This window comes from Enterococcus sp. DIV2419 (assembly GCF_051711865.1).
Lineage (GTDB): Bacteria > Bacillota > Bacilli > Lactobacillales > Enterococcaceae > Enterococcus > Enterococcus faecalis.
Genome location: NZ_JBIONS010000001.1, coordinates 1,618,354 through 1,635,836 on the forward strand (window position 1 = coordinate 1,618,354; position 17,483 = coordinate 1,635,836).

Here is a 17,483-nt window from a genome sequence, read left to right on the forward strand (position 1 = left end):
TACTAGTTTACCTAATCAAACCTTAAAGTGCAAGAAAAGTTTTAGTTTCTGCTGATTTTCTAACCAATTCAAGAAAAAATGAGTTTGACATAGCCGATCTGTTTACGGCTATGTCAAACTCATAAATTTCAAGAAAGTAACGGGTTATTCCTCTTCTTTCGCGTCAGATAAAGCGTCACCTAAAATATCGCCCATGGTAAAACCAGTATTTTCTTCAGGCAATTCATATTCCTGTTCTTCTTTTGGTTCTTCTTGAGACTCAGGTTTTGGTTCTAACGCTTTGATACTTAAAGCAATACGATGTTCCTCTGGATTAACTTCTAAAACTTTCACTTGTACTTGATCCCCTTCATGAAGGACTTCATGAGGCGTTGCAATATGCTTGTGAGAAATTTGAGAAATATGCACTAATCCTTCCACACCAGGGAAAACTTCCACAAAGGCACCGAAGCTTGTTAGGCGTTTTACTGTGCCATCTAAAACAGTCCCAGCGGCTGCTTTTGTTTCGATATCTGTCCATGGTCCAGGCAATGTTTCTTTAATAGATAAAGAAATACGTCCTTCATCTGGATTAATTGAAAGAATTTTTACTTGAACGTCTTCGCCAACAGTTAACGCATCACTTGGTTTGCCCACATGCTGATGAGCAATTTCAGAAACATGAACTAAACCATCCACGCCACCTAAATCAATGAATGCGCCGAAATCTGTTAAACGAGCTACTTTCCCTTCAACAACGTCTCCGTCATGTAAAGAAGAAAGTAATTCTTCTTTTTTCGATTCTTTTTCAGCTTCAACAACTGCTTTATGTGAAAGAATTAAGCGGTTTTCTGAAGGTTCGATTTCAATAATTTTAAATGCTAGTGTTTGACCTTTATATTCAGAAAAATCTGCAACAAAATGATCTTCAACCATTGAGGCAGGAACAAATCCGCGAACACCAACATCAACAACCAAACCACCTTTAACAACATTTGTAACAGGTGCTTCGATTACTTTGCCCGCTTGGAAATCTTGTTCAATTTCTTCCCAAACTTTTTTAGCATCTAAACGGCGTTTTGACAGTAAATAACTGCCGTTTTCTTTATCTTTGCCAATTGATGTGATAACAACTAAATCTAACACATCACCGACTTTCACAAGTTCGTGTACATCTTCAACTGGTAAAGTCGATAATTCCTTTGCAGGAACAACGCCTTCAACGCCCGCTCCTTCAATGCCGACAACAACTTGTTTGTCTTCAATGGCTAAAACTTCGCCTTTAACAATATCGCCAACACTGACTTCTTGAACGCTGTTCATTGCATCTTCCATTGTTTCGTTGTTTGCTACTTGTTTGTCTTCAAAATCTGTCATGCCTCTTATCCTCCTATGCCAACAAAAATTCCAAAACTTAGCTATATATACTTACATAGTACGAGATTTTTGTAAAAAAATAAAGCGATTTCTTCTATTTTTCTTAAAATTCTTTAAAAAAGTTCAAAACCTTTTTGTTTAATCACATTTTGTATGGCGGCGACGACTTCTTCAATCGTCAACCCTGTTGTATCGATTTTCACAGCATCACTTGCTTGGACAAGGGGTGATACTTCTCTGGTTGAATCTAAATAATCCCGACGTTCAATCTCCGCCTTCAAGGTTTCAAAATCCGTCTCAATCCCTTTTTCTTGATTTTCTTTAAAACGACGTTCTGCACGTTCTTCAACGCTAGCCACCAAGAATATCTTTACTTCGGCCTTTGGTAGAACTGCAGTACCAATATCTCGACCATCCATGACAACTCCGCCGGCTTGACCAATTTTCTGTTGTAACGCCACCATTTCTTCTCTAACTTTTGCATGTTTTGAAACAGCTGAAACAGCATTCGTTACATCTGGCTGGCGAATCGCTTCGGTCACTTCATGACCATCGATAAAAACACGTTGGCCATTCTCTGCTTGCTGAAAAGAAATAGTGTGGTTGACACAAAGCGCTACTAATGGCTCTTCCGCTTGAATGTCGATTTGATTTTGCAAGGCCAAATACGTAATCGCTCGGTACATGGCCCCCGTGTCACAATACACATAATTCAATTGTTTTGCTAAAATTTTTGCAACTGTACTTTTGCCTGACGAAGCTGGTCCGTCAATAGCAATACTGATTTTCCCCATGAAAAAACTCCTTAACTGATATGCATCCTTTAAAATGCGCTTCTTCTTTTATATTAAAATCAGAAGAAAAGAACTTGGATTTAAACTGATGACGAGTTTCTAACGAAAAAGCAATAAGCCGAAATCCCTCGAAAGACGCAAAACATCTTTCGGAAATTTCTGCTTATTGGCATTCTCATGTAATCATTCGTCGCGGTTTAGCCTTGAAAGTGCTGTCCAAACCTCTTTTTCTGGATTATTTAATACGTAATGGTTGTCCTGGATAAAACACAGATGTATCAATCCCAGGATTTAACGCTAAAATTTGTTCTAATGTCATTCCGTTACGTTCGGCAACTTGACGTGCCCCTTCGCCACTTTGAACGGTATCATAAACAGGTTGTTGGTTCTGCGCTTGTTGCTGTTGTTGATTTTGAGCTTCTTGTTGTTGCTGCTCTTGTTGTTGTTGTTGTTGCTGTTGTTGTTGCTGTTGTGCTTGTTGGTCCTGTTGTTGCTGTGCAGCAGCATCAGAACTTGAAGGTGTTGTATTTTCAGCTGGTTGGCTGCTTGCTGGTTCTGAGCTTTCCACTGATTTTGACGTACTTTCTTTTTTCTTCTCTTTTGATGATGATTGGACTAATGAAGAAGATGGCTGGCTATTTTTGCTAGCACTTTCGTTCGGTTTCTTGTCTTGCATCATCCATAAGAAAGTCCCAATTGGAATGGCAATAATTAATAATAGCAAAATAACTAAAACAGTTAGAAATAATGAATTTCCTCGTTGCTGTTGGCGTTTTGCTAAACGAGAACCACCACCATTTTGATCAGGTTCATAAATTGATTGTTCCCATGGCTCACGAGCTTGGTTTTTCTTTTTGTCCTTTTTACTCACTGCTAATTTCCTCCTAAACTTCTCTCGCTTGTTATTATATCATAGCTTTTGCCAACTGCCGACTAAAAAAATGAATTAATCACGTTCTTTAAATAATTTTAGAAATTTAGAACGCCAACCTCCTTCATTTTGATTGCTGGTCTTGTTCGATTTTACTATTGAATCTTGGTAAATGTCAAAGAATAACGCACAATTATCACAACAAGTTTCCGGTGATTGTTTGACAATCGGTTCTTGAAAATAAGTTTGAATCAACGTTCTTCGACAGGTTGTGGTTTCAATATACGTCAGCATCCCTCTTAATTGCGCTTGACGATCTTTTTCTTTCTCCTCTAAACGATGCTCTAGCTCTTCAAAAGAATAATCCTTGGCTAAATAGCCTTGAACCCATTTTTGTTGTAACTCGGTGGCATTTTCTAACAAACCTGCTTGTTCTTCTCCTTCAATCAGCGATTTTAATGTCGCTCGATTCGCTCTTGTCTCTTCTAAGAAAAACCGATGAATAAATTCATCCCCTTTTTTATACAATAATAGCGCCCAACTTTTTTGACCATCACGTCCAGCTCGCCCGATTTCTTGCAGGTAATTTTCTAAGCTATCAGGCAAATCAAAATGAATCACTCCACGAACATCAGGTTTGTCGATTCCCATCCCAAAAGCATTCGTTGCACAAAGAATATCGATTTGATTATCAATAAATTGTTCTTGCAAGCGACTACGTTCACTAGCCTCCAAGCCCCCATGATAATAGGCTACCTTAAAACTGGTTTTCGCCTGAATAAGTTGACTGATTTGTTCTGTTTTGTTGCGCGTGGCGCAATAGATAATGATTTTACCAGCCGTTTTAGATAAGTAATCTAGTAATACTTCTTCTTTTTCTAACGTTTCCTTCACGAACAAGCCAATATTTTTTCGATTCACTGAAGAAAGAACTTCTTGATAGCTACCATGAGAAAATAATTGTTTTATAATTGCGTGCTGTACAACGGGTGTCGCTGTGGCAGTTAACGCCAAGGTCAAAGGAAAGTCTAGCTGTTTTTGGACCAGATCTAATTTACTATATTCAGGGCGAAAATCGACGCCCCACTGATAAACACAATGGGCTTCATCCACCACAAATAATGCAATTTTTTGGCGTTGTAACACACTAAGTACTTCTTGCTGCAAAAGCATTTCTGGGCTTAAAAACAGATAATCATATTGGAACATTTTCGCTAAAATATAACGCTTTTCTGAATACTGTAACGTACTGTTTAAGGCAACCGCACCTTTAATTCCTTGTCTTTGTAATTGACGCACCTGATCTTCCATTAACGAAAGTAAAGGAGAAACAATTACCGTTAGTCCCTCTAACTTCTGGCCCACAAATTGATAACACAATGATTTACCGGTGCCTGTTGGCAAAACAGCCAATGTATTCATACCGTCAAGTAAGTTTGTAATCACTTCTTTTTGACCAGGCTTAAACGCTGCATAACCAAATCGAGTGAATAATTCTTGTTCTAATGTCAACAACACTCACTCCTTTTCTTGCCAAATTTGTTGGATTTGATATAAGCGGAAATCTAAATAAGAAAGCGTCGCTTCTTGCGCTCGCCAATCCCGATACACCCACAACCGCGGATCTTGTTCTATTTGAGCCAATTTTTGGAGCATTGCCTCCTTTTCAAGATAAACAGACGCCTGCAGCTGCCCTTGAATAGCCAACTCTAATAGATGGTCATGAATGGTACTCGGTTTTATTTTTCGCTGCTCAGCAATTTCTTGAAGCGTCTTGCCTTCCGTTAACAATCGTTGGGTTTCTTGCATACTTTGGTTTAGATTTTTTTCTAGATACGGCCATACAAGCGTTTGTAAAGCAGGATAGTTTCCTCCGTACATTATCAACTGCAGTAAATGATGAACCGCTTGCGTGTGCCACAAACGCTGTTCAAGAGCTGTCTTATGGCTTGTTAATTGCTGAGGAACTTTGCCAGTTTGCTGATAACCAGAAAGTTGCGCAACCAAATAGTCGCTTTCTGCTTCAGGTAGTAACTCAAACCCTCGCAACAGTTCTTCTTTGATTGATTGAACGCGCTGCTCTTTCTTGTCTTGTTGTAACCATCGTTTCAAATATAGTTGCGGAATCGGTGTTGATAAAAGTGGAATATACTGTTTTTCCTCAAATGATAAATACGAAGTCACTTGCACGGCAAATTGAATGAGTTGCCAACTTTCTCGATCACTTCTGCCAAAACGATAAAGATCAATTGCAGGATAATCCAGCAACGAAAAATGGTGCTCCTTTAAAAATAGTTGCCCTTCTTTTGTTAGTTGAATTTCATTTGTCTCTTTGTGATACTGAATTTGTTTCGCCTTCGAAAGTTTTTCAAGAAATTGAAAAAAGGCTTGTTCGGAAATCGTTGGCCACCAGCCAATGAACCGTAAACAATCATATAAAAAACCATAAATCAAAACAGAACTAGTCCGTTTGCCTTTTAAAAGATGATACAAAGTTGATGCACGTACCTTGTATCCATGAGATAATAACGCTAAAATAAAAGTTGCTTCCATAGTAAACCTCTTTTAGATAGGATGTGTCACTGTTTATGCAATCACGTTTAGTTCCTGAAAAATGTATTGCTTGTGGACTTTGTCAAGTTTATGCGCCCAATATATTTGATTATGATGATCATGGGATTGTCCTTTTTAAAGACGAGCCGCATGCTCGACAACAATTTATTCCAGAAAACGAACGCGAGAATGTGTTAAAAGCGTACCGCAAATGTCCCACGCGTGCAATAGAAATAAGCAAAAATGAGTGCTAAATAATTTAGCACTCATTTTTGCTTAGAGTATTTTTTCGAGCCAAGCAAGTGTTTGTTCATCTATCGAAACAAACTGTAATTGTCCTTCTTTTAGCGGTTCTTTGACTAGATGAATTTGATCATTTAGGCCATTGATCCATTCATAACGAAGACCATTTTCTTTTGCTTTAGAATTTTTAGCTTCTAAATAATAATTGACATGGTAATTTTCTTTACCATCCAATTGTAGCGTATTAATGGTCACTTCAAAATCTGGTGAAACATCGGTCGATTTCTTTTCACGTAATCGTTCAAGTGATTCTATAAAAGAAGGAAATTGAGGATTATTTTCCCCACCAACGAGATATTTTTTAGCAAATTCTGTACTATCCGTATGACTTTTCACTTGTTTGGCAAATGCTTGATAAAAGGTTTCTAGCGCTTTGCGGGCATCATAGTCGCTAGCTAACGGAAAATTCAATTGTAGCGTTGGATTATCGGAGAGCGCTTCGACAAAATCATTTTCACCAATCGTTTCTTTTGATGTTTGAATTTCTTCTCCATTAATCGTCTTTTTAAGTTGAATCGTCATCCCTTTGGACCAGAACAAAGGGCCAATCGTTTTGCTTCCATTCGTTAGCGTACCAACTTTCCGATCATTAATATAAATATCTGCGTCTGGCAGATTGCTTTCCACAACAAAATTCATTCGTTTAAAATCTAAAGGAATACTAGAAATATAATTTTCCTCTTCTAATAAACGATACTCTTCTGTGATAACAGGTTCACCGGTGCTATCTTTCACTGTGGCTGTAAAGGTATATTGTCCTGGCGCTAAGGGTCCCAATTCCTTTTGATAAGTGGTTGAGTCGGAAGTGCCCACTTCCCGCCCGTTCATTGCCAGCGTCACACCGCGCTGATTCGTCGTTAACTGAACAGAAACAGGCGTTAAAATGAATTGATAACGGTGAAAGAAAAATGCTGTTTGACTTGTTTCACGAATAGTTAAACCATGTAGCTTTTTATCCTTTAATAGCGCTTTTTCTAATTTTTTTAGCTCAGTTGGATTTTTTTGATAATAAGTGATTAAAGGCTTAATGCTTTGCGGATTCACTTGAAATTCAGACTCGTTCGTCCTCATTTTTTTACTTAATTCTTGGGCATCACCATTCTCAATCGCTTCAATAAAATGAGAAATTTGTTGTTCCTTAGAAAAATAATGCGTCCCGAGAAAATAGCTACCCGCTCCAAGAACGATGAACACAAAAAGAAACACCCAGATCCAGCTTCTTTTTGATCTGAGAGGAGTAGATTCGTTCCCTTTATTCATTGATGGTTGTGCTTGGTTTTCCTCTTGATGCATTGATTCATTCATTAGCGGAGCGCCGCATTCTTCACAAAAGGACTCCGTATCACGATTCACATGACGACAATTTTTACACTTTTTCACTCAGGAAAACTCCTCTTTCTTTAATGATTTCTATCATACCAAGGGAAAGTTAAAATTACAATGCAGATGGTTTAGTATTTTTTAACAGAATGATGACAGATTATGACAACCTCTTTTCTTTTAGGCGTAAATTTTAAAAACCCACTGTCAAACATTGTTCAACAGCAGGTTTTTTATCATTTATTTTGTTAACGGTGTTTTTTTCTGAATAGTATGTTGTTTTTTTGATAGCCATGGCAATAACTTCGCATGTAGTACTAGAAAAACACCACTGACTAAGAGGCCTTTAATAAGGTTGAATGGCACAATACCAATCGCCACATAGCTTGCTAAAGATGTTCCTAAAAATTGTTGTGTGGTCACACCATATAATTGTAAGTAAACTGGTGTAATGACAAAATAATTCGCAATACTCATGAAAATCGTCAAGGCTAAGATCCCACTTACTAGGCCCACTATCCGATTTGTACGGATATTTTTCTTTTTACCAAAGAAATAAAAAATTGGCAAGGTGAAGATACTACTTGCTAAAAAGCTAGCGAAATCTCCCACCATATTTTGCGGTGCTAGTCCGGTTAAGAACAGGTGTAGCAACGAACGAACAAAAGCAGTAATTACTCCTGCTAACGGTCCGTACAAGAACATTCCGAGTAAAATCGGAATATCACTAAAATCGATTTTCAAAAAACTAAACGCCGGCATAATCGGAAATGCCACAAATTGTAATACTGTACCGATTGCGGCCAACATTGCAATGCTGACCATTTTTTGTACCTTGTTGTTCATCTGAAATCCTCCAATTAAGGACCCATCTTCAACGAACTTTTTGATTCGCTTCTTTGTCATACAAAAAAACCCTATTTTTCTGCAGGGAAAAATAGAGTAGGATTATCTGATGAAAAAGCGTCTCAAATAAGCCCTATCTTCTTTATCCAGACTATACTGTCGGTATTGGAATTACACCAATTCAATCGTTAAAAACGAGTCGTGGACTATAACCACCGGTCGGGAATTACACCCTGCCCCTGAAGACGAACCTTGTATTATATTTTTTTACTTACTTAGTGTAACCCATTTGAACAATGAATGCAACTAACTAAGCTTTTTTATTAAATTTCATTGATTGTTTCATTTCTCAAAAAAAAAAACAATCCCTTCGCCATAAGCGCGAAGAGATCGAGTCATTTTATCTTATTTAGCTTGATTTAATAATTGACTGATTTCTTTTTTAGTTAAATCACGATATTGCCCTGGTCGCAAACCTTGTAAGGTCAACTCACCGTAACGTTCACGTTTTAATTTTTGAACAGGGAAACCAACAGCTTGAAACATTTTCTTCACTTGATGATTACGTCCTTCATGAATCGTTAATTCCACGACACTGCTACCTGTTTTAATATCCGCTGAAAGAATTTGAAAATTGGCTGGTGCTGTGCGTTTGCCATCAATGCGAATGCCTTTGGCTAATGGCAATAGATCCCGTTTAGTAGGTACACCTTTAATTTTTGCTACGTAGACTTTATCTACTTCATGTTTAGGATGGGTTAATTTTTGTGAAAAACTTCCATCATTCGTTAAAAGTAACAACCCAGAAGTATCATAATCCAGACGACCGACTGGATAAATTCGCTCAGTAACATCTGTAAAATAATCCGTTACTACTTTACGGCCTTTATCGTCAGACACCGCAGAAATAACCCCTCTTGGTTTATAGAATAAATAATAACCATATTCTTCTTGATAAATTGGTACACCATCAACCTCAACAGTATCTTGTTTACTTACTTGCGTTCCTAATTCTTTGACCACTTGGCCATTGACTTTTACGCGGCCTTTGACAATTAATTCCTCTGCTTTGCGACGCGAAGTCACCCCAGCATGAGCAATTGCTTTTTGTAATCTTTCCATTGTTTAAGCTTCCTCGCCTTCTGTTGTTTCAGACATTGGGTTCGTTTCTTGATAACGATCAAAAAATAGATCCATTGGTAGTTCTTCTTCTAATTCATCTTCCATTTGTTGGATATCTGGTAATTCATCTAAACTTTTCAACCCAAAGTAATCCATAAAATACTTCGTTGTGCCATACAAAATCGCTCTACCAGGACCATCGACGCGGCCTTTTTCTTCTATCAACTGACGGGCAACTAACTTTTGGATAGAGCCAGAAGTCTGTACGCCACGAATTTCATCAATTTCAATACGCGAAATTGGTTGCTTATAAGCAATAATGGATAATGTTTCTAGCGCCGCTTGTGATAAGGCGTTCGACATAGGCGATTGCGCATATTTTTTTAGTAATGAGGCATATTTTTTCTTAGTTGTTAAGACAAAATGATTGCCGACTTCTAAAATATTTAACGCCGATTTATTGTCAGAAGCATAATGTTCTTTCAATTTCGTTAATTCTTCATAGGTTTTTGCTGTTGACTTCTCTAATAAGTACGCCAGCTCTTCCAAGCCAATTCCTTCTTCGCCAACCACAAATAAAATTGCTTCAATTTGACTAACTAATGTCACTGTGTTTCCTCCACCTCTGTTGTATCTTCCTGCTGGGTTTCTGTATTAAATAACAAAATTTCACTATAATTATTTTCTTGTTCAGCATAAATCACGCCCGTTTTCATTAATTCTAAAAGAGCCATGAACGTTGTCACAATTTCTTGTTTGGAATAAGAATCGAAGAAAGAATCAAACGACACTGCCTTCCCTTTCTGTACTTGACGCATACGTTCTGAAATAGCGGTGATTTTTTCTTCGATGGAAACATCGTCACTAGCAACAGTTGTTTCAACAGGCTGGCGATTTTTTTTCTTTTCTAACATGGCATGAAAGGCTAGAAATAAATCAATTGTATTAATTTGATTAGGCGGTAGTGTTGTATCTTCCTCTTTATAATCATCCATATCCATTGGTTCTTTTGTATAATAGAGTTTACGTTCTTCTTCTTTTTCATGTAAAACAGTCGCTGCATATTTAAATTTCCGATACTCCAATAACTGAGCTACTAAAGCTTCCCGTGGGTCTTCCTCTTCAAAAAAATCTTCATCATCAATGATTTCAAGCTCTTGTTTTGGAAGCAACATCTGACTTTTAATAGCCATTAAGGTGGCAGCCATGACTAGATATTCTCCAGCGACTTCTAACTCTAAGGTTTGCATCGCATGAATATAAGACATGTATTGTTCAGTTACTGCTGTAATGGGAATGTCATAGATATCGATTTCTAATTTTTGAATTAAATGTAGTAGAAGATCCAGTGGTCCTTCAAAGACATCTAGTTTTAAATTAATTTCTTGCAAAAACGACACCTACTTTCTTTTCTCGACTTCCTAGTTTACCATAAATTTATTCGTTTGTGGGCATTCTCGCAAATTAAGCCCGAGGAAAATGTTCCTTATAAACATCTGCCATTCGTTGTTTGGTAATATGTGTATAAATTTGTGTCGTGGAGATATCTGCATGTCCTAATAATTCTTGCACGATTCTAAGGTCTGCGCCATTTTCCAACAAATGTGTCGCAAAGCTATGCCGTAATGTATGCGGCGTAATATTTTTCTCTATCTGGGCTTCTCGGACAATCTGTTTTAAATTTTTCCAAATGCCCTGTCTAGATAACGGTTCGCCATGATGGTTAACGAATAGGTGTGTTTCATTCGGATGATTTTTAATCAATTGAGGTCTGGCTTCGTTCATATAGCGCTCAATCCATTGAATCGCATAATCGCCTAAAGGAATAATTCGTTCTTTGTCCCCTTTTCCGATTGTTTGCAATAAACCAATGGATAAATGCAGATCCCCTAATTTTATTTCAATTAGTTCACTAACTCGCAGGCCCGTTGCATACATCACTTCTAAAATAGCACGATTCCGCATACCTAGTGGTTTACTTGTATCAGGCGTTTCAATTAATCGAGTCACTTCGTCAACAGATAATGTACTTGGCAATTTTTGAACTTTCTTGGGGGAGTCAATATGTTGCATCGGATTATGTTCGCTTAAGCGTTCTTGACGTAAAAATTGATGAAATCCTCTCAAACTAGAAATCATCCGAATCACACTTGCTGAAGCTTGCTGTTCTTCGTGAAGGGATTGCAAAAATTCTGTAATCATGTAACGGTCAACTTCGTCCCAAGAATGCAAGCCTTGTTCTTGTAAAAAGGCTACGTATTTTTTTAAATCTCGTTCGTAACTCCGTCGTGTGTTATTTGATAAGCCCCGCTCTATTTGTAAATAGTGTAAATAATCGACTAATTGTTCTTCCATTATCCTTCCCTCATTTCTAGTACTATCCTATCAGATTATGCCCTAGATTGCATGGGTAAATTCCAACTTATTAAAAAAAATCAACTGACAACAAAAGACTTGTTCACTAAGTCGTTAACTTAAGAACAAGTCTTTTGTTTTTGCTACTATTAGTAAAGAATAAATTTGTTATTTTATATATTTATCTAGAAAAGCAGCTACTGTTTCCTTATATTTTTCTGGGTTTTTATTATAAGCTTTCGCATGCTCTGCTCCAGGCACGACATATTTCTCTTTAGGTCCTTGGGTTGCATTATAAACTTCGTCTAACATACTAAACGGCACAAACGTATCATTTTCACCATGAATAAAGAGCATTGGTAAATGATTCTTTTGTAATTGTTTAACAGCGCTTGCTTCCCCAAAGAAATAGCCAGCTCTAAGTTTCGTAATCCCGCTAGTAACATTAACTAATGGGAAACTTGGTAAATTGAAAAGCTCTTTCAATTGATATTGCAACTCCTGATTGACTGTAGAATAGCCACAATCTTCCACAATGGCTTTCACGTTATCTGGTAATTTTTCCCCGCTCGTCATCATGACTGTAGCAGCACCCATACTGACACCGTATAAAGTGATTTGTTCTTGCTGACCATTTTCGGTTAAAACTTTCTCAATCCATTGGACATAATCTTTACGATCAGGCCAGCCGAACCCAATATAATCTCCTTGACTTTTCCCGTGACCACGCGCATCTGGCGCTAACACATTGTAGCCCCAATCATGATACATTTTCGCAAAAACAGACATCGTTTCTGCCGAACCCATATAACCATGCGCCATAATAACGGTACGATTACTTTTTTTGTCGGCTGGTAAATAAATAGCCTTTAGACGTAGCCCATCTTCTGAAGTAATTGACCATTCTTGTCGATTTTTGTCATCTTTAAACCACGCGCCTTCAGGTGTCTGGACCACTTTTGACCCTGGGGTATTCTCATTTATAAAGTCTTTCTTTCCTGGAACTACTGCATAATTATAAAAATATAAGCCTGCCGCAATTAAACCAATTGCAATTACTACAATAAGCGCAATCAAAATTTTTAACCATCGATTCATCTACGTACTCCTTTTATTTAAACTGTATGATTCATTATAAGTTGTCGCCCTTTTTTTGACAACTACCATTCAAAGATTCAGCCATCTTTCTTTACCACTACAATGGGACAATTTTGTTGCGACAAAAAAGCATAGCACAAAAATGTTACCTTTTGCGCTATGCTCCACTTATCTATTTATAGGAAACTAAAAATTATTTATTTTCAATAAGTTTAAAACTTGACCATGGTTTCAAAAATTCTAATAAGAAACGTTCGTCATCAGAAATACGACCAACCACATTTACACGGCCATCATTTTTCATTTCTTTTAAAGCAATTTGTGTTTCCCCTTTGTATTGTCCATAGCCAACGTTGTCAATCAAGACATCGCCTCGAACAATATCTCTCGTTGTATGAGCTGGGAAAGGACGATCTTTATAGTAAACACGTGTCATTGTTGAACGCAAAACGTAATCAGAACGATCTCCACGATAACTGTGTAAGTTATCGAACAATGCAATTCTTTCATCTTCTGTGATTTCTGGTTCTGTATCCACTTTGATCGAAGGATACGGTGCATGAAAGGCTTCTGCCATTGCTGCTAATTCTGCTTCTGAGGCATAAGCATTTCCGACAGAAATATCATCGATTAATCCTGTTAAAACTAAATGCTTAACTTGCGTTGCAATTTCTAAATCGCGGTGATCTTCCAAAGAACATAACCCATCTTGTGTCGGCCATGGCCCAAATGTAGCATCGTGTGAGTTCACAAACGCCATCGTATTTAAATTATATTTTCTAAATTTTTCTGAACAATAAACAAAATGCTCATAGCCTAAGCCGGTATAGCGATGTGGATAGAAATTATGTGAGCCTAGTAAATTTTCTGTGTTTGGTGAGTAGGCCATAATATTATCTACATAACTTGTCCCTGAACTCATATTAATTTCAATTTTAATGCCATAAGGGTTTCTTGTCATATTCGCCTCTTCTTGCCCAGTAAAACCAAGATCTAAACGAATGCCGTAAGCGCCCATATCATGGAAAAATGATAAATCATCATAAGAGATGCCTAATTGTTCGAACAATGCAGGATTAATATCGACCATCACTTCCATACCTAATTGGTTGGCGTAATCTACGACTTTTTTAAACTCTGCTAATACCTTTTCCCGATCATCATTGATTTGCAATAAACTAGTAAAGACACGCTTAAAGCCGTATTTATGAGCCAAATCTAAATATGCTTTGTCCTTTTCAAATGTTGAACGTTCTGGATAAATTGAAATACCTAATTTTCCCATGTGATTGCCTCCTAAATTGTAAAACATAATAATGTATCTGCTTACATTGTAACAAAAAAAACAAAAGTGGTCTACACCTTTCCTATAGGAAATCTTATAAAAATTCCACTGGTTTGTTATCTTCTCTTTTGTTATGATAAAAAAGAACCTAATTGTCAGTGTGAAAGGAAGAGGAAAACAGATGAAACATAAGAAAATGCTTGCTGTTGCTTCAGTTGCAGCATTCGCCTTGCTTTTAGCAGGCTGTAACACAACCAATAATAAAGGCACGACCGCAACGAGTGATTCTGTCGCTAAATCCAGTGAAAGCAAAACAAAGGATTCGGTCGACTTAAATTCACTAGATTTACCACAACTAGATGACAAAGTTGCCGAAGATCAAGACTTAGTCCAAATGGTTACTTCAATGGGAAATATTGAAATCAAACTATTTCCTAAACAGGCTCCAAAAACTGTCGAGAACTTTATGAAACATGCCAAAGATGGCTATTATGATGGCTTGACTTTCCACCGCGTCATCAATAACTTTATGATCCAAGGTGGCGATCCTAGCGGTGATGGAACTGGCGGAAACAGCATCTGGAATAAACCATTTGAAGATGAATTTTCAAACCAGTTATATAACATTCGTGGCGCATTATCAATGGCGAATGCAGGACCTAATACTAACGGCAGTCAGTTCTTTATTGTCCAAAATACAGATGATCAATCTGATGGTCTTTTATATGATGATTATCCAAAAGCAATCATTGATGCTTACAAAAAAGGCGGCTATCCTTCTCTTGATAAAAAACATACTGTTTTCGGTCAAGTAACCAAAGGAATGGATATTGTCGATAAAATTGCCAAAGTCGAAGTTGGTGCCAACGATAAACCAAAAACTGATGTTAAAATTGAAAAAATCAATATTCTTCAAGAAGCAAAAAAATAACAACAAGTCAGAACGTACGCTGAAGATACGTTCTGACTTTTTGTTATTTTTGAATTGCTTGTAATGCCTTTTCTGGTACTTGGTCTTGATTGACCTCTTCATACGTATTGATGTGGGCCCCTTTATTTGAGACTTTTAGATAATGATCTGTTTTTAATTCATGGTCCGCTGTAAAAGTTATTTCTCGTGTTTTGCCTTCCTCATCTGCGGCTACTTGCGTATAACTAGCAATTCCATAGCCATTAACGCTATCGGCTTTCTTTGTTTTAACATACACATTTCCTTCTTTAACCAATGGATTTAATTGATCTAACACACCAGCTAATTCGCCAGAGTTCTTCTCTGCGTAAAACTTGGCCCCAAATAAACCACCACCAATAACAATTGCTGTCACCACTAAAAATTTAATAAATTTCATCACATAAATCCTCCCGAGTAATTATTCTCTGTTACTTCTTCCAAAGTATAGCAAGTTTTAAACAATCCTTCCTCGGGCGCAACGACCAGTTTTTCCTCAGACTTATGTCGTATTTTTGTTATTTTGAATAAATAACAAAACACTACTCTTCTATCAATAATTGACTTAATAATTGAATTTCTTGATTCTTAGTTAAGTCAATTGTTTTCATTGTAACCGCTGTGGCTAAACCTAAATAGATTACCACCATTTTAGGAAATAATTCGACAAATTTTCCTTTGTCCATTTGTACATATTTTTTATCCAATAATAAACGCTCTTCAAAAAAAGTTTGAAGCATTTGCTGCAATTCTTCTTCATAACCATGTGCTTTCATAAATAACGCCGTATAGATTTTTTGATGTTTTTGGGCAAATAATATAAAGTTCAGACCCAATGCAATCACTGGGTCTGAGGCACCGACATCTGCTTTATAAAATAATTGCATACGATGAAATAACGATTTAATTAAGGTTCGTTTTAAATCGTCCATGTTGACAAATTCTAAATAAATTGGCTGCGTAGAAATCCCCATAGCATCTGCAATATTTCTAGCAGTTAAATTAGAAAAACCTTTATCTACTAAAATTTTTTCAGCTACGTTTAAGATTTTTTCCTTTGTATATACCTTCGTTCTAACCATTTTCATACCCCTTTTCTCTTTTAGTTAACAATAACTTTATTATGTTCACACAAAAGAAAACCATTTTCATTATATATATAATATTTTACACTTTTTTATGCGTTTCTTTTCTCAAAATTTTCTATACATTTCAAAAAAATTGAGAATTTTCATCGCCTATAAACAAATAGATCCAGAACAAAAGGTCATCACCTTTTGTTCTGGACACTAAACGGCTGCACTCTTTATTCTTCTATTTGTTTGCCTTGTTCTTTGGCAAGCTCATTTTTATCATAAGCTACAAAGAACGGATAGTAAATCAAGATGGCCACTAGAATTAAAACAATATTCAAAACAGCAGCACGCCAATCGCCGCCTGTCGCCATAAAGGCGCCAATTGGTCCTGGTAAGGTCCAAGGAGCGGTAAAGACAACTTCACTTACTAAACCTAATTTTGTGGCAAACCAAGCAATCGTTGCTAAAACCATTGGTGCAAAGATAAAAGGAATCATTAAAATCGGATTTAAGACAATCGGTACACCGAAAATAACTGGCTCATTAATATTAAAAATAGACGGTGCTAAAATAGCTTTTCCTAGTTTTGAACCATATTCTGATTTTGCCCGAAAGGCTAATAATATAGCTAAACCAATTGTGGCTCCAGCACCACCAATCCAAATGAACCATTGGTAAAAAGGTTCTGCCGCAATCCGAGGTAATGCTTCGCCAGCTGCTTTAGCAGTCGTGTTTTCCTCTAATAGTTGTAGCCATAGAGGACGCGCCAACGATCCTACGATTGAAGCGCCGTGAATCCCAAAGAACCAGAAAAATGTTGTTAAAAAGACTAACAACAAGACACTCAATAAAGAGTCCGCTGCTTGAACTAGTGGTCCTACTAAGTTCCCTACAAATGTGTGCCAATCAAAGCCTAAATAATAAGTGATTGAACCAATCAATAACATGACAATTAACGTCGGAGTCAACGATTCAAATGAACGAGCAACAGCAGGTGGAACGTTATCAGGCATTGTAATTTTGAACTTAGACTTATCTGTTACTCGATAGATTTCGACAGCAATAATTGACGTCACAATCCCGACAAACATCCCTGCACCACCCAAATTAGCCATTGGTAAAACAAACCCAGAAACGCCAGCTGCTTTACTGGCTTCTTCAGGAATCGCTACAGGTACTAATGTTAACAAAAAAGCAATCGTAGCCAAAATCCCTCCAGAGACTTGATCAAGATTATATGATTTCGCTAAACTAGCGCCAATGCCAAAAGTCGCATATAACGCCATAATGTACATTGTCATTCGGTAAGGCAATAAGATTGTAGCAGCATTACTTGTTAAAAATTGAGTAATGCCCCAAGATTCTGGTAACGGCGGAAACGCAATAATTAGAAAAAAAGAACCGACAATAATTAAAGGTAATGTCGCAATAATCCCATCCCGCACCGCACGTAAATGGCGCTGATTGGCAATTTTAGCCATTGGTCCAGCTAGATGATTTTCAATCCAAACAGTCAGTTTATCTAACATAAATAACACTCTCCTCTGTTTTTCTC

General features: G+C 37.1%; 18 protein-coding genes and 1 riboswitch. Of the genes, 2 read left to right on the forward strand and 16 right to left on the reverse strand.

Annotation, left to right across the window (positions count from 1 at the left end; genetic code table 11):
* Positions 1-144 precede the first annotated feature (144 nt).
* The 5 genes from rpsA to IGI97_RS07620 form a co-directional block, all read right to left on the reverse strand.
* Entirely contained in the window at positions 145-1,356 is a 1,212-nt protein-coding gene (gene rpsA, locus IGI97_RS07600; RefSeq protein WP_002357611.1) for a 30S ribosomal protein S1, read from the reverse strand.
* Positions 1,357-1,469: 113 nt separating this feature from the next.
* Positions 1,470-2,150, reverse strand: coding sequence for a (d)CMP kinase (cmk, locus tag IGI97_RS07605; protein ID WP_002357612.1), 681 nt, complete (start codon positions 2,148-2,150; stop codon positions 1,470-1,472).
* Between the two features lie 235 nt (positions 2,151-2,385).
* A complete protein-coding gene (locus tag IGI97_RS07610; RefSeq protein WP_104844494.1) occupies positions 2,386-3,021 on the reverse strand; it encodes a LysM peptidoglycan-binding domain-containing protein in 636 nt (211 codons plus the stop codon).
* A 75-nt stretch (positions 3,022-3,096) separates the two neighbouring features.
* On the reverse strand, positions 3,097-4,539 hold the full coding sequence (locus tag IGI97_RS07615; RefSeq protein WP_002385918.1) for a RecQ family ATP-dependent DNA helicase: 1,443 nt from the start codon (positions 4,537-4,539) through the stop codon (positions 3,097-3,099).
* Positions 4,540-5,574 (reverse strand): helix-turn-helix domain-containing protein, encoded by a 1,035-nt coding sequence (locus IGI97_RS07620; protein WP_002357615.1) that lies wholly within the window; start codon positions 5,572-5,574, stop codon positions 4,540-4,542.
* Between the two features lie 35 nt (positions 5,575-5,609).
* On the opposite strand from IGI97_RS07620, the gene IGI97_RS07625 reads away from it, so the two are divergent.
* Complete coding sequence (locus tag IGI97_RS07625) at positions 5,610-5,828, forward strand: ferredoxin (protein WP_002357617.1); 219 nt, start codon at positions 5,610-5,612, stop codon at positions 5,826-5,828.
* A 22-nt stretch (positions 5,829-5,850) separates the two neighbouring features.
* Here the strand turns inward: IGI97_RS07625 and IGI97_RS07630 are convergent, their stop codons facing one another.
* From IGI97_RS07630 to IGI97_RS07665, 8 genes are all read right to left on the reverse strand, one after another.
* Complete coding sequence (locus tag IGI97_RS07630; RefSeq protein ID WP_002398763.1) at positions 5,851-7,182, reverse strand: zinc ribbon domain-containing protein; 1,332 nt, start codon at positions 7,180-7,182, stop codon at positions 5,851-5,853.
* Positions 7,183-7,437: 255 nt separating this feature from the next.
* Positions 7,438-8,103: an ECF transporter S component gene (locus IGI97_RS07635; RefSeq protein WP_002384530.1), complete on the reverse strand. Its 666-nt coding sequence runs from the start codon at positions 8,101-8,103 to the stop codon at positions 7,438-7,440.
* 71 nt (positions 8,104-8,174) lie between these two features.
* Positions 8,175-8,294, reverse strand: a riboswitch (FMN riboswitch).
* A gap of 154 nt (positions 8,295-8,448) precedes the next feature.
* The gene (locus IGI97_RS07640) at positions 8,449-9,165 is read right to left on the reverse strand and encodes a pseudouridine synthase (RefSeq protein WP_002357624.1); all 717 of its coding nucleotides are present in this window, start codon (positions 9,163-9,165) and stop codon (positions 8,449-8,451) included.
* A gap of 3 nt (positions 9,166-9,168) precedes the next feature.
* Positions 9,169-9,774 (reverse strand): SMC-Scp complex subunit ScpB, encoded by a 606-nt coding sequence (gene scpB / locus IGI97_RS07645; protein WP_002357625.1) that lies wholly within the window; start codon positions 9,772-9,774, stop codon positions 9,169-9,171.
* Positions 9,771-10,565: a segregation/condensation protein A gene (locus tag IGI97_RS07650; RefSeq protein WP_002390627.1), complete on the reverse strand. Its 795-nt coding sequence runs from the start codon at positions 10,563-10,565 to the stop codon at positions 9,771-9,773. The genes scpB and IGI97_RS07650 overlap by 4 nt, the downstream gene beginning before the upstream one ends.
* A 64-nt stretch (positions 10,566-10,629) precedes the next feature.
* Positions 10,630-11,520 (reverse strand): site-specific tyrosine recombinase XerD, encoded by an 891-nt coding sequence (gene xerD / locus IGI97_RS07655; RefSeq protein ID WP_002360354.1) that lies wholly within the window; start codon positions 11,518-11,520, stop codon positions 10,630-10,632.
* Between the two features lie 168 nt (positions 11,521-11,688).
* The gene (locus IGI97_RS07660; protein ID WP_002357629.1) at positions 11,689-12,618 is read right to left on the reverse strand and encodes an alpha/beta hydrolase; all 930 of its coding nucleotides are present in this window, start codon (positions 12,616-12,618) and stop codon (positions 11,689-11,691) included.
* 193 nt (positions 12,619-12,811) lie between these two features.
* Positions 12,812-13,903, reverse strand: coding sequence for a DUF871 domain-containing protein (locus IGI97_RS07665; protein ID WP_002360357.1), 1,092 nt, complete (start codon positions 13,901-13,903; stop codon positions 12,812-12,814).
* 181 nt (positions 13,904-14,084) lie between these two features.
* On the opposite strand from IGI97_RS07665, the gene IGI97_RS07670 reads away from it, so the two are divergent.
* Positions 14,085-14,834: a peptidylprolyl isomerase gene (locus IGI97_RS07670; RefSeq protein WP_010708185.1), complete on the forward strand. Its 750-nt coding sequence runs from the start codon at positions 14,085-14,087 to the stop codon at positions 14,832-14,834.
* A 43-nt stretch (positions 14,835-14,877) separates the two neighbouring features.
* Here the strand turns inward: IGI97_RS07670 and IGI97_RS07675 are convergent, their stop codons facing one another.
* The 3 genes from IGI97_RS07675 to IGI97_RS07685 form a co-directional block, all read right to left on the reverse strand.
* Positions 14,878-15,252, reverse strand: a complete 375-nt coding sequence (locus tag IGI97_RS07675) for a YxeA family protein (protein WP_002357632.1) — start codon at positions 15,250-15,252, stop codon at positions 14,878-14,880.
* A gap of 142 nt (positions 15,253-15,394) precedes the next feature.
* A complete protein-coding gene (locus IGI97_RS07680) occupies positions 15,395-15,940 on the reverse strand; it encodes a TetR/AcrR family transcriptional regulator (RefSeq protein ID WP_002365644.1) in 546 nt (181 codons plus the stop codon).
* A 218-nt stretch (positions 15,941-16,158) separates the two neighbouring features.
* Complete coding sequence (locus IGI97_RS07685; RefSeq protein WP_002363934.1) at positions 16,159-17,457, reverse strand: PTS sugar transporter subunit IIC; 1,299 nt, start codon at positions 17,455-17,457, stop codon at positions 16,159-16,161.
* Positions 17,458-17,483: the final 26 nt, after the last annotated feature.

What these genes read in the sequence shown, in the direction of transcription:
- IGI97_RS07670 (WP_010708185.1), top strand. Translation starts at nt 14,085, where the DNA reads ATGAAACATAAGAAAATGCTTGCTGTTGCTTCAGTTGCAGCATTCGCC.
- IGI97_RS07660 (WP_002357629.1), bottom strand. Translation starts at nt 12,618, where the DNA reads ATGAATCGATGGTTAAAAATTTTGATTGCGCTTATTGTAGTAATTGCA.
- IGI97_RS07625 (WP_002357617.1), top strand. Translation starts at nt 5,610, where the DNA reads ATGCAATCACGTTTAGTTCCTGAAAAATGTATTGCTTGTGGACTTTGT.
- IGI97_RS07640 (WP_002357624.1), bottom strand. Translation starts at nt 9,165, where the DNA reads ATGGAAAGATTACAAAAAGCAATTGCTCATGCTGGGGTGACTTCGCGT.
- IGI97_RS07680 (WP_002365644.1), bottom strand. Translation starts at nt 15,940, where the DNA reads ATGAAAATGGTTAGAACGAAGGTATATACAAAGGAAAAAATCTTAAAC.
- IGI97_RS07620 (WP_002357615.1), bottom strand. Translation starts at nt 5,574, where the DNA reads ATGGAAGCAACTTTTATTTTAGCGTTATTATCTCATGGATACAAGGTA.
- IGI97_RS07685 (WP_002363934.1), bottom strand. Translation starts at nt 17,457, where the DNA reads ATGTTAGATAAACTGACTGTTTGGATTGAAAATCATCTAGCTGGACCA.
- IGI97_RS07675 (WP_002357632.1), bottom strand. Translation starts at nt 15,252, where the DNA reads ATGAAATTTATTAAATTTTTAGTGGTGACAGCAATTGTTATTGGTGGT.
- IGI97_RS07665 (WP_002360357.1), bottom strand. Translation starts at nt 13,903, where the DNA reads ATGGGAAAATTAGGTATTTCAATTTATCCAGAACGTTCAACATTTGAA.
- xerD (WP_002360354.1), bottom strand. Translation starts at nt 11,520, where the DNA reads ATGGAAGAACAATTAGTCGATTATTTACACTATTTACAAATAGAGCGG.
- cmk (WP_002357612.1), bottom strand. Translation starts at nt 2,150, where the DNA reads ATGGGGAAAATCAGTATTGCTATTGACGGACCAGCTTCGTCAGGCAAA.
- IGI97_RS07635 (WP_002384530.1), bottom strand. Translation starts at nt 8,103, where the DNA reads ATGACAAAGAAGCGAATCAAAAAGTTCGTTGAAGATGGGTCCTTAATT.
- IGI97_RS07630 (WP_002398763.1), bottom strand. Translation starts at nt 7,182, where the DNA reads ATGAATGAATCAATGCATCAAGAGGAAAACCAAGCACAACCATCAATG.
- rpsA (WP_002357611.1), bottom strand. Translation starts at nt 1,356, where the DNA reads ATGACAGATTTTGAAGACAAACAAGTAGCAAACAACGAAACAATGGAA.